Source organism: Paraburkholderia aromaticivorans (assembly GCF_002278075.1).
GTDB lineage: Bacteria > Pseudomonadota > Gammaproteobacteria > Burkholderiales > Burkholderiaceae > Paraburkholderia > Paraburkholderia aromaticivorans.
The window spans coordinates 4,130,991-4,146,401 of record NZ_CP022989.1 but is presented as its reverse complement, the minus strand read 5'-3'; the positions used below and the strand labels follow the sequence as shown (position 1 = coordinate 4,146,401).

General features: G+C 63.3%; 15 protein-coding genes. 8 read left to right on the top strand and 7 right to left on the bottom strand.

What is annotated here, in order from left to right; genetic code table 11:
* Nucleotides 1-83: 83 nt before the first annotated feature.
* Genes CJU94_RS18640 through CJU94_RS18625 form a run of 4 tightly spaced genes read right to left on the bottom strand, consistent with a single transcriptional unit; the run spans nucleotide 84 to nucleotide 2,383 of the window.
* Nucleotides 84-605: an RDD family protein gene (locus CJU94_RS18640; protein WP_095419952.1), complete on the bottom strand. Its 522-nt coding sequence runs from the start codon at nucleotides 603-605 to the stop codon at nucleotides 84-86.
* A gap of 14 nt (nucleotides 606-619) precedes the next feature.
* Nucleotides 620-1,378: a DUF3106 domain-containing protein gene (locus CJU94_RS18635; protein WP_095419951.1), complete on the bottom strand. Its 759-nt coding sequence runs from the start codon at nucleotides 1,376-1,378 to the stop codon at nucleotides 620-622.
* A 16-nt stretch (nucleotides 1,379-1,394) separates the two neighbouring features.
* Nucleotides 1,395-1,823, bottom strand: a complete 429-nt coding sequence (locus CJU94_RS18630; RefSeq protein WP_095419950.1) for a DUF3619 family protein — start codon at nucleotides 1,821-1,823, stop codon at nucleotides 1,395-1,397.
* Nucleotides 1,820-2,383 (bottom strand): RNA polymerase sigma factor, encoded by a 564-nt coding sequence (locus tag CJU94_RS18625; protein ID WP_011487480.1) that lies wholly within the window; start codon nucleotides 2,381-2,383, stop codon nucleotides 1,820-1,822. Before CJU94_RS18625 ends, CJU94_RS18630 begins: the two co-directional genes overlap by 4 nt.
* 352 nt (nucleotides 2,384-2,735) lie before the next feature.
* Here CJU94_RS18625 and CJU94_RS18620 point away from each other — a divergent pair, with 352 nt between their 5' ends.
* From CJU94_RS18620 to CJU94_RS18595, 6 genes are all read left to right on the top strand, one after another.
* The gene (locus CJU94_RS18620; RefSeq protein ID WP_095419949.1) at nucleotides 2,736-4,499 is read left to right on the top strand and encodes an acetolactate synthase 3 catalytic subunit; all 1,764 of its coding nucleotides are present in this window, start codon (nucleotides 2,736-2,738) and stop codon (nucleotides 4,497-4,499) included.
* A gap of 134 nt (nucleotides 4,500-4,633) precedes the next feature.
* Nucleotides 4,634-5,125, top strand: a complete 492-nt coding sequence (gene ilvN, locus CJU94_RS18615; protein WP_091795896.1) for an acetolactate synthase small subunit — start codon at nucleotides 4,634-4,636, stop codon at nucleotides 5,123-5,125.
* A gap of 120 nt (nucleotides 5,126-5,245) precedes the next feature.
* On the top strand, nucleotides 5,246-6,262 hold the full coding sequence (ilvC, locus tag CJU94_RS18610; protein WP_007175628.1) for a ketol-acid reductoisomerase: 1,017 nt from the start codon (nucleotides 5,246-5,248) through the stop codon (nucleotides 6,260-6,262).
* A gap of 130 nt (nucleotides 6,263-6,392) precedes the next feature.
* Nucleotides 6,393-7,031, top strand: coding sequence for a phosphatidylserine decarboxylase (locus tag CJU94_RS18605; protein ID WP_095419948.1), 639 nt, complete (start codon nucleotides 6,393-6,395; stop codon nucleotides 7,029-7,031).
* A gap of 24 nt (nucleotides 7,032-7,055) precedes the next feature.
* Nucleotides 7,056-7,922 (top strand): CDP-diacylglycerol--serine O-phosphatidyltransferase, encoded by an 867-nt coding sequence (pssA, locus tag CJU94_RS18600; RefSeq protein WP_095419947.1) that lies wholly within the window; start codon nucleotides 7,056-7,058, stop codon nucleotides 7,920-7,922.
* Nucleotides 7,923-8,326: 404 nt separating this feature from the next.
* Nucleotides 8,327-9,874 carry a 2-isopropylmalate synthase gene (locus tag CJU94_RS18595; RefSeq protein WP_095419946.1) on the top strand — a complete coding sequence of 516 codons (1,548 nt, stop codon included), beginning with the start codon at nucleotides 8,327-8,329 and terminating at the stop codon, nucleotides 9,872-9,874.
* Nucleotides 9,875-9,974: 100 nt separating this feature from the next.
* Here CJU94_RS18595 and CJU94_RS18590 read toward each other — a convergent pair whose 3' ends face one another.
* The 3 genes from CJU94_RS18590 to CJU94_RS18580 all read right to left on the bottom strand — a co-directional run bounded on the left by CJU94_RS18590 (nucleotide 9,975) and on the right by CJU94_RS18580 (nucleotide 13,067).
* Complete coding sequence (locus CJU94_RS18590) at nucleotides 9,975-11,555, bottom strand: SulP family inorganic anion transporter (protein ID WP_095419945.1); 1,581 nt, start codon at nucleotides 11,553-11,555, stop codon at nucleotides 9,975-9,977.
* Nucleotides 11,556-11,644: 89 nt separating this feature from the next.
* A complete protein-coding gene (locus CJU94_RS18585) occupies nucleotides 11,645-12,280 on the bottom strand; it encodes a carbonic anhydrase (protein ID WP_095419944.1) in 636 nt (211 codons plus the stop codon).
* Nucleotides 12,281-12,515: 235 nt separating this feature from the next.
* Nucleotides 12,516-13,067, bottom strand: coding sequence for a hypothetical protein (locus CJU94_RS18580; RefSeq protein ID WP_095419943.1), 552 nt, complete (start codon nucleotides 13,065-13,067; stop codon nucleotides 12,516-12,518).
* Between the two features lie 184 nt (nucleotides 13,068-13,251).
* On the opposite strand from CJU94_RS18580, the gene CJU94_RS18575 reads away from it, so the two are divergent.
* Both CJU94_RS18575 and rpsO read left to right on the top strand, forming a co-directional pair.
* Entirely contained in the window at nucleotides 13,252-14,661 is a 1,410-nt protein-coding gene (locus tag CJU94_RS18575; RefSeq protein ID WP_095419942.1) for a branched-chain amino acid ABC transporter substrate-binding protein, read from the top strand.
* A 175-nt stretch (nucleotides 14,662-14,836) separates the two neighbouring features.
* Nucleotides 14,837-15,109 (top strand): 30S ribosomal protein S15, encoded by a 273-nt coding sequence (rpsO, locus tag CJU94_RS18570; protein ID WP_011487489.1) that lies wholly within the window; start codon nucleotides 14,837-14,839, stop codon nucleotides 15,107-15,109.
* Nucleotides 15,110-15,411 lie beyond the last annotated feature (302 nt).

Here is a 15,411-nt window from a genome sequence, read left to right as displayed (position 1 = left end):
TTACTGCGAGGCGCGGGCGCAGATGAGGCGGTGGGTGTGAGGGGCGGTAAAGCGAGGGGAGAGCGAAAGAACCGCCCGGCCGATCACCGTGCGACGCTAACCACCCGCGTGCCGGCGAGGCGGTCGTGGAGGAATTTGCGTTGCGGATCGAACCGGCCGGTGGCGGCCCACAGCACGAACCAGATGCCGGCGATCATCAACGTTTGCGGCAGCTTGAGTCCGAGCAATGGATGGAGCGCGAGCGGCGGCAGAAACCACAGCCACGCGAGCACGTAGCGGGCGATTGCGCGGCCGGTCGAGAGCGGCGCGCCGTCGGCGGCGACGACGCGCAGGCGCCAGGTTTTCATCGGCAAGGTCTGGCCGCTGTGGGTCCAGAACCAGACGAAATACACACCGACCACGAGGCCGATCCAGGCCGCCAGCAGGTTGTGATGGGTCAGCCCGTTGCGTTGCTGGGTCAGCGTGCTGAACAGATAGCCGGCGACGAACACCACGCCGAACAGGATCAGCGCTTCGTACAGCAGCGCCGCGAGACGCCGCCGCACGGTGGGCGAATTGCCGGCCGTATCGACGGGCAAGGCCGGGGTGGTGAGCGGCTGCGACACGGTGGGGCGCCCGCTCAGGAGCCGTTGAAGATGGATGGCGCCTCGGCCGGTGAAACCGGCAGCGGCGTCGCGGGCACGAAGCTGCCGGCAGCGGGAATCGGCGGCGCGGCGGCCGGGCTCGGCAACGACGCGGCCGCCGCGATGCTCGCGGCCGCGGCGCCGCTTGCACCGTGCTCACGGGCATTGACCAGGCGGTCGAGCCCCTTGATCTCGCTGCGGCCCGACGGCGGCGCGCTGACCACGCTGGGCCGCCGTTTACGCTCGCTGGCGGCGAGCCGTTCCTTTTGCTCCGGGGACAGCTGCTGATAGGCCTTCCACGCGTTCTGCCGCGTTTCGCGCGGCAACTCCTTCGATACCTGATAGTTTTCGCGTGCAACACGCCGCTGATCCGGCGTCATGCGGGTCCACTCCGTCATGCGCTCATGCAGGCGTTTTTGCGCATCCGGCGACATCTTCGGGTAACGCGACGCGATCTTGATCCATTTTCGCTTGCGTTCGTCGCTAAACGAGTCCCATTGGGCTTCGAACGGCGCGAGCGCGATATGCTCGGCCGAAGTCAGGCGCGTCCACGCCATCGGGCTGTTGCTGCCGGGCAGGCTGGGTAATTCGACGGCGAGCGCGGGTGCGGGCGCCTTCGCGGTGGCGTTGCCGCCCGCGGCGGGCGCGCTGGCGGTCGACGGACCCGGGTAAAAGCGCGGATATGTCGCGGCAAACGACACCAGGGCCGCGATCGTGCATCCGAAAACAACGGCCAGGCCGCGCTTGTAACTCACCCGAGGAATCTCCCGCTCAATGGGCGCGTGAAAGGTACGCGTTGAAACCGTGGTCGAGATAGGCATTGAGCGGCAGGTCGTCGCTTAACATGGCGGCATCGATATCGGCGAGCTCGGCGGTGCGTTGCTGGTCTTCCCAGTAGGCGATTCCCACGAGGCTGACGACCAGTGCGACGAGCGGCCACGCCAGCGCGAAGCGGCGCAGCGGCGAACGGCGGCGCTGCGGCAGTTCGACCTGCGGCACGCCGGCGGGCATGCCCGCGCCGGCCAGGGCCGGCACGAACACGGGCGCGCTCACGGTGTCGGGCTTTTTGCGGGCGAGCGCGGCACGGCGCGCCGCGGCGAGCCGATCGACGGTGGCGGACGGAATGCTGGCAGCGTTTTCGTCGAGCGCGCGGCGCACCTGGCGGGCGAACTCGAGTTCTTTGGTTTCGAGGGAGCTCATAGCGTGATTCCTTTGGCCTTGAGCGCTTGCGCCAGCGTGTGGGTGGCCCGCGAGCAGTGCGTCTTCACACTGCCTTCGGAGCAGCCCATTGCGGCGGCAGTCTCGGCGACATCCATATCTTCCCAATAACGCATGAGAAACGCCTCCCGTTGACGTGCCGGTAATTTTTGGATCTCGTCGTCGATTAACTGCAGAACCTGTTCGCGTTCGAGCTTCTGTTCATTGCTTTCGGCGCCCGCCGAGCCTTGCTGCGCCTCGAAGGTTTCGAGAGGATCGAATTCGTCGTCGTCGGCGTTGCCGAGCGACGAAAAAAGACTCACCCAAGTATTGCGCACTTTGGCACGACGGAAATAGTCGTGCATCGCATTCTGGAGAATACGCTGAAACAGCAGCGGAAGTTCGGCCGCCGGACGGTCGCCATATTTTTCGGCGAGCTTGATCATCGCGTCCTGCACGATATCCAGCGAGGCGTCGTCGTCCCGCACGGCGTAGACCGTCTGCTTGAATGCGCGCCTTTCGACGCCCGCCAGAAAATCGGCGAGTTCCTTGTCTGATGCCATCCGTTTGGGGGTCGGCGCAGCGAGCGTGCGCGTAATCGGTCGAAAAATGTCGTAAAACTCGCGGATGCTAACAAACTTTTGCGCCGCTGGGGCGAAACGTGACTCAGCTTGCATCTCAATAACAAGCTTTCGGTCAATACCGAGAGTTCGGCGCAGCGCGGCCAGGCAATATTTGCTTGACCGCGCGGGCGTCTGCAGATATCGTCGCTGGTTCGCAACATAAGTGACTTGTCTCATTGAGGTGTGGCCCAAGAAGCTCACCTGTCAACTGGACGCGCCGCTTGAACCCGAGCCACAAGCCCGGCAGAGAGCACCCGATCAATTTTTTGCCGAAAATTCGAAAGGTGAATAAATGAATATGCCCAGCGCGGAATTCTCCACGTCGGATACGACCCCTCATCCCGAAGCTGACTCTATCGGCGCCACCGTGCTCATGAAGGCACTGGCCGACGAAGACGTCGAGTTTGTCTGGGGCTATCCCGGCGGCTCGGTACTCTACATTTACGACGAGCTGTACAAGCAGGACAAGTTCCAGCACGTCCTCGTGCGCCACGAACAGGCCGCGGTCCACGCCGCCGACGCCTATGCGCGTTCCACCGGCAAGGTCGGTGTGTGCCTCGTGACCTCCGGCCCCGGCGTCACCAATGCGGTGACCGGCATCGCCACCGCGTACATGGATTCGATCCCGATGGTGGTGATCAGCGGCCAGGTGCCGACCGCCGCGATCGGCCAGGATGCGTTCCAGGAGTGCGACACGGTCGGTATCACGCGTCCTTGCGTGAAGCACAACTTCCTCGTGAAGGACGTGCGCGACCTCGCCGCCACCGTCAAGAAAGCCTTCTACATTGCCCGTACCGGCCGTCCCGGCCCGGTGCTGATCGACATTCCGAAAGACGTGTCGAAGGCGCCGTGCCAGTACGAACCGCTCAAGACCGTTTCGCTGCGCTCGTATAACCCGGTTACCAAGGGCCACTCCGGTCAGATCCGCAAGGCCGTGTCCTTGCTGCTGTCGGCCAAGCGTCCTTATATCTACACCGGCGGCGGCATCATTCTCGCGGACGCATCGCGTGAGTTGAACCAGTTCGCCGACCTGCTCGGCTACCCGGTCACCAACACGTTGATGGGTCTGGGCGGCTACCGCGCGAGCGACAAGAAGTTCCTCGGCATGCTCGGCATGCATGGCACGTACGAAGCCAACATGGCGATGCAGCACTGCGACGTGCTGATCGCGATCGGCGCGCGTTTCGACGACCGTGTGATCGGCGACCCGGCGCACTTCGCGTCGCGGCCGCGCAAGATCATCCATATCGACATCGATCCGTCCTCCATCTCCAAGCGCGTCAAGGTCGACATTCCTATCGTCGGCGACGTGAAGGAAGTGCTGAAGGAGCTGATCGAGCAGTTGCAAACGGCCGAGCATGGCCCCGACACCGCGGCGCTCGCCGACTGGTGGAAGGACATCGAAGCCTGGCGCGCGAAAGACTGCCTGAAGTTCGACCGCAAGAGCGACATCATCAAGCCGCAGTACGTGGTGGAAAAGGCGTGGGAACTGACCGACGGCAATGCCTTCGTGTGTTCCGACGTCGGCCAGCACCAGATGTGGGCGGCGCAGTTCTATCGCTTCAACAAGCCGCGCCGCTGGATCAACTCCGGTGGTCTCGGCACGATGGGCTTCGGCCTGCCGGCGGCGATGGGCGTGAAGATGGCGCACCCGGACGACGACGTGCTCTGCATCACGGGCGAAGGCTCGATCCAGATGTGTATCCAGGAGCTCTCCACCTGCAAGCAGTATGAGACTCCGGTGAAGATCATTTCGCTGAACAACCGCTATCTGGGCATGGTTCGCCAGTGGCAGCAGATCGAATACAGCAAGCGCTATTCGCATTCGTACATGGATGCGCTGCCGGATTTCGTGAAGCTCGCCGAAGCGTACGGCCACGTCGGCATGCGTATCGAACGCACGGCCGATGTCGAGCCGGCGTTGAAGGAAGCGCTGCGCCTGAAAGATCGCACGGTGTTTCTCGATTTCCAGACCGATCCGACCGAAAACGTCTGGCCGATGGTCCAGGCCGGCAAGGGCATCACCGAGATGCTCATGGGTTCGGAAGATCTATAACGACGGCGCGCTTGGGTTCAAACACCTGAGCGCCGCGCCGGCTTCGTCATGCGCGCCTTCATGAAAGGCGACCAGCGGACGAAGCGGCGCGAACCGTTCGCAGACATCGACAAAACATCTGGAAGAAGCGAAACATGAGACACATCATTTCCGTCCTGCTGGAAAACGAACCGGGCGCGTTATCACGCGTGGTTGGTCTCTTCTCGGCACGCGGCTACAACATTGAAACCTTGACGGTGGCTCCGACCGAAGACCGTTCGCTGTCGCGCATGACCATCGTCTCCATTGGCTCGGACGACGTGATCGAACAGATCACGAAGCATCTGAACCGCCTGATCGAGGTGGTGAAAGTGGTCGACCTTACCGAGGGCGCCCACATCGAGCGCGAGCTGATGTTGATCAAGGTGAGGGCGGTCGGCAAGGAACGTGAGGAGATGAAGCGGATGTCGGATATTTTCCGCGGCCGCATCATCGACGTCACTGAAAAGACCTACACGATCGAACTGACGGGCGCGAGCGAGAAGCTCGATGCCTTCATCGAAGGGCTCGACGCCACCGCGATTCTCGAAACGGTCCGCACCGGCAGCTCGGGTATCGGGCGCGGCGAGCGCATTTTGAAGGTGTGACGCGCGAGCGTTCAGCTCGTCTCGATCCAGGCCGGGCAGTGCCTTTAAGAACCCGGCCAGCAACAACTATATGCAGTATCTGAATCTCACTGAATCATCGAATTTAGCCAAGGAACCGACATGAAAGTTTTCTACGACAAGGACGCCGACCTCTCCCTCATCAAGGGCAAGCAAGTCACCATCATCGGCTATGGCTCGCAAGGCCATGCGCACGCGCTGAACCTGAAGGAAAGCGGCGTGAACATCACGGTCGGTCTGCGCAAGGGCGGCGCATCGTGGAGCAAGGCTGAGAACGCCGGCCTGCAAGTCAAGGAAGTGGCGGAAGCCGTCAAGGGCGCAGACGTGGTCATGATGCTGCTGCCGGACGAACAGATCGCCGAAGTCTATGCGAAAGAAGTGCACGCCAACATCAAGCAAGGCGCGGCGCTCGCCTTCGCGCACGGCTTCAACGTTCACTACGGTCAAGTGATTCCGCGTGCCGACCTCGACGTGATCATGATCGCGCCGAAGGCACCGGGCCACACGGTTCGCGGCACCTACTCGCAAGGTGGCGGCGTGCCGCACCTGATCGCTGTCGCGCAGGACAAGTCGGGCGCAGCACGTGACATCGCGCTGTCGTACGCCGCGGCGAACGGCGGCGGCCGTGCCGGCATCATCGAAACGAACTTCCGCGAAGAAACGGAAACGGACCTGTTCGGCGAACAAGCCGTGCTGTGCGGCGGTACGGTCGACCTGATCAAGGCCGGCTTCGAAACGCTGGTGGAAGCGGGCTACGCGCCGGAAATGGCGTATTTCGAATGCCTGCACGAACTGAAGCTGATCGTCGACCTGATCTACGAAGGCGGCATCGCGAACATGAACTACTCGATCTCGAACAACGCCGAATACGGCGAATATGTGACGGGTCCCCGGATCGTGACGGCTGAAACGAAGAAAGCGATGAAGGCTGTGCTGACCGACATCCAGACCGGCGAGTATGCGAAGAGCTTCATCCTCGAAAACAAGGCCGGCGCACCCACGCTGCAATCGCGCCGCCGCCTGACGGCCGAGCACCAGATCGAACAGGTCGGTTCGAAGCTGCGCGCAATGATGCCGTGGATCGCGAAGAACAAGCTGGTCGATCAGTCGAAGAACTAAGCCTGTCCTGACTTAGGTCCGGCGCGGCGGTGTGCCGCAACCGCCGGACAGATCAAAAAGCCGTCCAAGGGTGCTGAACCCTGGGCGGCTTTTGCTATCCTACGGTTTTACAAAAACACAGAAGCCATTCATGAATTACCCTCATCCGATCATCGCGCGAGAAGGCTGGCCGTTTATCGCCATCGCGGCCGCCGTTGCACTACTGATTCACTTCTTCGCGGGGTTCGGCGTTTCATGGCTGTTCTGGCTGCTGCTGATTTTCGTCGTGCAGTTCTTCCGCGACCCGGCACGGCCGATCCCCACTCAGGCAAATGCCGTGCTCTGCCCGGCCGACGGCCGTATCGTCGCAGTCGAAACCGCGCACGATCCGTACGCCAATCGTGAAGCGCTGAAGATCAGCGTGTTCATGAACGTCTTCAACGTCCACTCGCAACGCTCGCCGGTGGATGGCGCGATCTCCAAGGTCGAATATTTCCCGGGCGCGTATCTGAATGCCGCGGTGGACAAGGCTTCGACCGAAAACGAACGCAATGCGGTGGTGATCGAAATGGCCGGCGGCCAGACCGTGACCTCGGTGCAGATCGCCGGTTTGATCGCGCGGCGCATTCTTTGCTACGTACGGGCAGGTGAGCCGCTCACCCGTGGTCAACGTTACGGATTTATCCGCTTCGGTTCGCGTGTCGACGTGTATCTGCCGGTGGGCAGCCGTCCGCGTGTGTCGATTGGCGAAAAGGTTTCCGCGTCGTCCACGATCCTCGCTGAACTATAAAGCGGCACCAAGGAGGTTTTCCGAATGGCCGCATTCAAACCGCGTCGACCCCGTAACAGCGGACCGCTGCCGCGTCCGTTCCGCCGTAACAAGCCGATAGTGACGGAGGCGGCGGTCGACAGCCGGCGCGCGCAGCGCCAGCAGTTCCTGAGAAAGCGCGGCATCTATCTGCTGCCGAACGCCTTCACCACGGCGGCGCTGTTCTGCGGCTTCTTCGCCGTGGTGCAGGCCATGAATGTGCGCTTCGAGGTCGCGGCCATCGCGATTTTCGTGGCCATGGTGCTCGACGGCATGGACGGCCGCGTCGCCCGCATGACGCATACGCAAAGCGCGTTCGGCGAGCAGTTCGACAGCCTCTCCGACATGGTGTCGTTCGGCGTCGCGCCGGCGCTCGTCATGTATGAGTGGATTCTGAAGGACCTCGGCCGCTGGGGCTGGCTTGCGGCGTTCGTCTACTGTTCGGGTGCGGCATTGCGTCTCGCGCGGTTCAACACGAACATCGGCGTGGTGGACAAGCGCTTCTTCCAGGGCATGCCGAGCCCGGCTGCCGCGGCGCTGATCGCCGGCTTCGTGTGGCTCGCCACGGACAACCGCGTGCCGCTCAAACTGGTCTGGCTGCCTTGGGTCGCCTTCGTGCTGACCATCTACGCGGGCGTGACGATGGTGTCGAACGCGCCGTTCTATAGCGGCAAGGCGCTCGACGTACGGCATCGCGTGCCATTCGGCGTGATACTGCTGGTGGTGGTCGCGTTCGTGCTGGTGTCCTCCGACCCGCCGCTGATGCTGTTCGGCCTGTTCGTGCTCTACGGCCTGTCCGGTTACGTGTTCTGGGGCTATCAGGCAGTGCGCGGCAGGGCCAATCCGGCTCGTTCGGTGGCGCGCGACAGATAATTGTTCGCCCGCGCAACCTGCTGGATCACACGACAAAACGGCGGCCTTCGGGCTGCCGTTTTTCCTTTGGCGGGCCCGTCCGGCGGCGCCGGCAGGCAGGTCCGGCGCTAATTGCGTGCCGGCGGGAATGCCGCTATAGTCGTTGGATGAATGCGTTCACGTTCCTCGTCGAGTCGCACTACGGGCCTCCGCAGGCCGGCGCGCCGCTGAGCATGCCCATGCCGGAGCGTCTGTCGCGCTGATCGTTGCGCTTTTTATCGCGCTTTTTTCGCGCTCGTCGTCACGTTGATCGATTTTGCCCTCCGTCTGCCTCGTCTGTGATCGCGTGTCGCCAGCGGTGGCGCAGACAGCCGAATTCCAAGCTCCCATCCCCCACAATTGAACGACTCCGCAGGAGACTCGACATGTCCGACAAACTGATCATATTCGACACCACGTTGCGAGACGGCGAACAATCGCCCGGCGCGTCGATGACGAAAGAAGAAAAAATCCGTATTGCGAAGCAGCTCGAACGGATGAAGGTGGACGTGATCGAAGCAGGCTTCGCGGCGAGCTCGAACGGCGACTTCGATTCGATCCATACGATCGCAGGCCTGATCAAGGACAGCACGATCTGTTCGCTGGCCCGCGCGAACGACAAAGACATTCAGCGCGCTGCCGACGCGCTCAAACCGGCCGATCACTTCCGCATCCACACATTCATCGCAACTTCGCCGTTGCACATGGAAAAGAAGCTGCGCATGACGCCGGACCAGGTGTTCGAGCAGGCAAGGCTGGCAGTGCGCTTCGCCCGCAAATTCACCGACGACGTCGAGTTTTCGCCGGAAGACGGCAGCCGTTCGGATATGGATTTCCTGTGCCGCGTGCTGGAAGCGGTGATAGCCGAAGGCGCGACCACGATCAATATCGCGGATACGGTCGGTTACGGCGTGCCCGAGTTGTACGGCCAGCTCGTGAAGACGCTGCGCGAACGCATTCCCAACTCGCATAAAGCCGTCTTCTCGGTGCATTGCCATAACGACCTCGGCATGGCGGTGGCGAATTCGCTGGCCGGTGTGCAGATCGGCGGCGCGCGCCAGGTCGAGTGCACGATCAACGGCCTCGGCGAGCGCGCGGGCAACACGTCGCTGGAAGAAATCGTGATGGCCGTGAAGACTCGCAAGGATTACTTCGGCCTCGATATCGGTCTCGATACCACGCAGATCGTGCCGGCTTCCAAACTGGTGTCGCAGATTACCGGCTTCGTCGTGCAGCCGAACAAGGCGGTGGTCGGCGCGAACGCTTTTGCGCATGCTTCGGGCATTCACCAGGACGGCGTGCTGAAGGCGCGCGACACCTACGAAATCATGCGTGCCGAAGACGTGGGCTGGAGCGCGAACAAGATCGTGCTCGGCAAGCTGTCGGGCCGTAACGCGTTCAAGCAGCGTCTGCAGGAACTCGGCATCGCGCTGGATAGCGAAGCGGAACTGAACACGGCGTTTGCGCGTTTCAAGGAACTGGCCGACCGCAAGTCGGAAATTTTCGACGAAGACATCATCGCGATCGTCACGGAAGAATCCGCCGAGGCGCAGGAGAAAGAGCACTACAAGTTCCTGTCGCTGTCGCAACATTCGGAAACGGGCGAGCAGCCGCACGCGAAGATCGTGTTCTCGGTGGAAGGCAAGGAAGTGACCGGCGAAGCGCGCGGCAACGGCCCGGTCGACGCTACGCTGAACGCCATCGAAACCGAAGTGGGCAGCGGCTCGGAACTGCTGCTGTACTCGGTGAACGCGATTACCACCGGCACCCAGGCGCAAGGCGAAGTGACCGTGCGTTTGTCGAAGAGCGGGCGCATCGTCAACGGCGTGGGCACCGATCCGGATATCGTCGCGGCTTCCGCGAAGGCGTATATCTCGGCGCTCAACAAGCTCTATTCGAACGTGGACAAGTTGAATCCGCAACGTTCGGAATGAGCGAGGCGAAGGCGGCGCGCTGACGGCGCCACCGCCCGGCCGTCGTAGGAGTCGAGAAAGCCCCGTGCCTGAATGGCGCGGGGCTTTTTGCATGGTGGCGCTACTCGGCCGCCGTGCGCCGCATCGACCAGCCGCGTGCTGCGCGCGCCTGTGCTTGCACCTGATGCCGCACCTCGACGGCAATGCCGCGGCCCGGCGCGTCGGCCACGAACGTGTCGAGCAGTTCGCGCACGTCGTGGTCGACGAAATCGGCGCGTGTCGCATCGACGATCAAGGTGGCGCCGTCGGGGATCTGCTGCAGGTAGTGCTTGAGCGGCACTTTGCCGAGAAACGACACGTCCTTGCGAAACGACAGCAGATAGTGATCGCCGTGTTGCGCGAGCACGATCGGGCTGCGCAGATTCGCATACAGCGCGAGCAGCACGCTGCACAGAATGCCGAGCACGATGCCGATCAGCAGATCGGTCGCGAGCACGCCGACGAGCGTGACGATAAACGGCGCGAACGGCGCGACGCCCTGTTTCGCGATGGCGACGAACAGCGACGGCTTGGCGAGCTTGAGCCCCGTAAAGATCAGGATCGCCGCGAGGCAGGCGAGCGGAATCAGGTTGATGACGCTAGTGAGCGCGAACACGCTGACGAGCAGCAGCACGCCATGAATGATCGCCGAGAGCCGGCTCTGCGCGCCCGCATGCACGTTCGCCGAACTGCGCACGATCACCGACGTGATCGGCAGTCCGCCGATCGCGCCGGCGATCAGGTTGCCCACGCCTTGCGCCTTCAGTTCGCGATCCGGCGGCGCGGCACGCCGTTCGGGATCGATCTGCTCGACTGCTTCGAGGCTCAGCAGCGTTTCGAGACTCGCGACGATCGCCAGCGTGATGGCCACGCGCCAGACATCGGGATTGACGAGTTGCGCGAAGTGCGGCCCGAAGTCGGCCCACTCGAGCGCGAGTTGCAACGCGGCGAACGATTCCAGCGGCGGCAGGGCGACCCGATGCTCGGCGGCCGGCGCGAGCGAGGGCGCCAGCACGCTGAGCAGCAACGTCGTGCCGATCCCCAGCAGGACGACCGCGAGCGGTGCCGGTACGTGGCGCACCAACGCGAAGCGACGCAGTGCGCGCGTTTCCCAGCCGACCATTATCGCCAGCGACAGCAGTGTGATCACGCAGGCCGCCAGCGAAATCGAACCGAACGGCGTGAGAATCGCGCCAGCGCCCTGCGCCATGGGTTGCGCGCCGGCCGTCGGGGCCGCGCCGGACAGGCCGAGCGCGAGCGGGAACTGTTTGACGATCAGCAGCACGCCGATGGCCGCGAGCATGCCCTTGATCACCGGCGAGGGCACGTAGGCGGCGAAGCGGCCGGCTTTGAGCATGCCGAAGCCGAACTGGATCGCGCCGGACAGCAGCACGGCCAGCAGGAACGCGGAAAAGCTGCCGAGTTGCGCGATGCCGTCCACCACGATCACGACGAGGCCCGCCGCCGGACCGCTCACGCTCAAACGCGAGCCGCTCAGCACGGCGACCACCAGCCCGCCGACGATGCCCGAGACGAGCCCGGCAAAAGGCTCGACCCCCGATGCATTGGCGATGCCTAGGCACAACGGCAGCGCCACCAGAAAAACGACCGTGCCCGCAAGCAGGTCGCGCTGAAACGTTGAGAAAAAAGCTCGAAGGTTCATGGTATCCGTGCAGTAAAGAGTGGGGCCCGGCAGGCGGCGAAAGCCGGACCGGAAAGGATTCTTCGCATGCGTTGCGGTGCCAGGCGGTGCTAGGCGGCGCTGTGGGCGGCGGTCGTGCAGGTCATCGCGTCGTCGGCTTCGTAGCCGGACGTGAGGACCTTGATGCGCCCGTCTTCGAGCGCGAAGATCCAGCCGTGCACGAGCGGCGCCGGATCGGCGCCCCGCACGATCGGGTTCGCGCGTAACCCGCGCACCTGTTCGAGCACGTTCAGTTCCGCGAGGCGGTCGATGCGCTGCCGCTCGCTGGCGTGGCCATCCAGTTCTTCGTGGTGCGCCCGGGCGAGGGCGCACAGCGGCGCGATCCGCCGATTCACGTGAGGCAGGCTCGGTTCGGGCGGCAGCAGCGCAGCGCGCACGCCGCCGCATCCATAGTGGCCGCAGACGATCACGTGACCGACTTTCAGCACCTTTACCGCATATTCGAGGACGCTCGCCGAGTTGTCGTCGTCGGCTTGAAAGAGGTTGGCGATGTTGCGGTGGACGAACAGGTCACCCGGCTCGCAATGCGTGATGGTCTCGGCGGGCACACGGCTGTCCGAGCAGCCGATCCACAGTACGTGGGGATTCTGGCCGCGTGCCAGATGGCGGAAAAATGCGGGGTTGCGCACGGCGGTTTCATGCGCCCACGCGACGTTGGCGACGAGCAGGCGTTTGGGACGGTTCATCGAGAGCGGCTCCGTAAGTGGGGCGCATTCATTCGGCACCGAATTCACGGCTCGCGCTCGTGCGGCCTCATGAGAGGCCAGTGCCGAATCAATGCTTACGAAAGCCTTTCTATCAAAAAATAAATCCGCTGTGCGCGAAATAAAATTCGCCACCATGCGCAATAAATAAAAAAAAGCCGCCTGAGGAGGCGGCCTTGGTAGATGCATGGTGCATCACGCATGATTGAGGCAGCGCTCAGAACAGGCTGCGGCGATCCGGATCATGTAACGGATCGGGCGTTTTTTGCGTGAGCCGCACAATGCCCTGATCGTCGAAATAAAAGCTGTACATCATGTACCAGACGTTGTCTTCGAGATAGCGATAGGTCCAGACTTCGCGCTTCATCAACGGAAAGTACGACGTTTCGACCGGGCGGCCGAAGTTCACCAGCACGTCGCTCTTGGTCCATTTGCCGATTTCCGCGCGGTAGAACTCGTTCGGCTGCAGCACCTGGCGCACGTTGACGATCTTGCCGGACGCGTCGATGTCGGCCGCGGTGGTGGTTTCGCCCATTGGCTGCGTCGGCCACATCAGCCGTTTGCCGCCGTTCGGCAGGTCGTAGCTTTCGCGCGGCGGGCCGAGGCGCGCGATGATGGTGGATTCGTCCGCGCCTTGCTGGTATTGCTGCCAGGGTTGCACGCAGCCGGCGAGCGCGAGCGCGCTCAGGCAGACGAGCGCCGCGCGGCGCAGGCGCCCTGCGGCCGGCGCTTCGATCGAGGCCGCCGTGACGTGGTGGCGGTTGAACATGTATTCCTCCGATGGCGTGTAAGTAGCGGTTTTTATCATCGAGACGCATTATTTTGACACGCGCTGCGGCAAAAGATTTGCGCTTCGTGAAGGGCTGGCCGGGAATTACGGTAACGGTTGCGCCGGCTTGCTTATTCCGTGCCGAACCACCTATGATCCGCGCTTTCACCAATCAGGCGGGGCGATGACGATGGCGAAGTGGCAACGGACGGCGGCAGTGGCGCTGGCAGCGATTTCGATGGCCGCGGCGGCGTACGCGGCGGCCGCGACGGCGACTAACCCGGCGGCTGGCCTGGCAGCGAATGCCGCAGCTAGTCCCGCGGCGCATCCCGTAGCGAACCCCGTAGCGAATGGCGCAGTCAATCCCGTAGCTAACGCCGCGGCGAAGCCCACCGGCAAGCCCACCGGCACGCCGATCCAGCTGGCGCTGATCGAAGGCATGTCCGGCCCGTTCGCCAACGCGGGCGCGGCGGTCGAGCGCAATCTGCGCTTTGGCGTCGAGCAGGTGAACGCGCGCGGCGGCGTCAAGCTCGCCGACGGCGCGCATCCGTTCGAACTGGTCGTGCTCGACAGCAGGGGCGGCACCGAAGAGGCGCTCACGCAACTGCGCGCGGCCGCCGACCGCCATATCGGCTACATCATGCAAGGCAACAGCTCGGCGGTCGCCGCCGCGCTGATCGGCGCGATCGACAAGCAGAACAGCCGCGAACCGGGCAACCGCGAGCTGTTCCTCAACTATTCCGCCGACGACCCGGCGCTGACCAACGCCAGCTGCAGCTTCTGGCATTTCCGCTTCGACGCGCACGCGGGCATGCGCATGGACGCGCTGGCCGACGTGATCCAGCGCGACAAGGCGGTGAAGAAGGTCTATCTGCTGAACCAGGACTACAGCTTCGGACACGACGTGAGCAGTCTCGCGCGTTCGGCGCTGGCGACGAAGCGGCCGGACATCGCCGTGGTCGGCGACGAATTCCATCCGATCGGCCGCGTGAAAGACTTCGCGCCGTACGTCGCGAAGATCCGCGCGAGCGGGGCGGACGCCGTGATCACGGGCAACTGGGGCAACGACCTGACGCTGCTCGTCAAGGCCGCGCGCGAACAGGGGCTGGACACGACGTTCTATACGTTCTACGGCAACAGCCTCGGCGCGCCCGCCGCCTTGGGCGACGCCGGCGTCGGTCACGTGATCGCGGTGGCCGACTGGCACCCGAACGCCGGCGGCGCGGCCTCCGATGCGTGGTACGCCGCCTTCCGGGCCCGTTTCCCGGCCGCACAGGACGACTACCCGGTGCTGCGCATGCCGCTGATGATCGAAACCCTGGCCGCCGCGATGACCCGCGCCGGCAGCGCCGACCCGGCCGCCGTGGCGCGAGCCCTGGAAGGGATCAAGTTCGACAACGGCTTTCACGCCTCGCGGATGCGCGCCGACGACCATCAACTTATCCAGCCCCTTTACGTGATGGAAATGGACAAAGCCGGCACGCCGGGTGTGCATTTCGATAACGAAGGCTCCGGCTATGGTTTTCGCACGGTGCTGGCGTTGCCGCCCGAGCGTGCGATCCCGCCGACGGTGTGCAAGATGAAACGGCCATGACGCAGGCGGGACGCGTCATCGCCCGGCACAGCAGGGTTCGCGGCCGCAAACGGCTGTGCTACAATACGCGTCCCGTTGTGAGGCAGGCCTTTGTTCAAGGCATGTGAAGCACACGGGTAACCCACGGCACGGCCTTTCTTCCGTGACCGCCTGTCTAGTTCTTAAGGAAATCGACATGTCCGCAGTTGAAACAAGCAAGAAGTCCGAAGTCGTCGCGCAATTCGCACGCGCAGCTAACGACACCGGCTCCCCCGAAGTTCAGGTCGCGCTGCTCACGACCCGCATCAACGAACTGACCGTTCACTTCAAGGCACACACGAAAGATCACCACAGCCGCCGCGGTCTGCTGCGCATGGTGAGCCGCCGTCGCAAGCTGCTCGACTACCTGAAGGGTAAGGACGCGGATCGTTACCGCGCACTGATCGAGAAGCTGGGTCTGCGTAAGTAATCGGCCAGTCGTTCAGCAAGATGCCTGTGTCAGTTCCGCTGATACAGGCATTTTGTTTTTGCACGGTGCGCTTCATGTGATGCGCGCCGGCTGTTCTCCGCGGCGGCGTGCAGGATTCATGCGGCGGGAGCGGCAAGCAGTAGTAAAGCAGCAGTAGAGCAAGCAGCAAAAGAGAATCATGGCCGGGCTTCAGGGCGGAGCTTTGTGTCATTCCAGCGGTTCGCGCGCGTACTCAACATCAAGCGTGGTTCTCTGGAATGGCATAACACTACTCTTCCCATGCGGCGCCGGTCCTGGCGTTG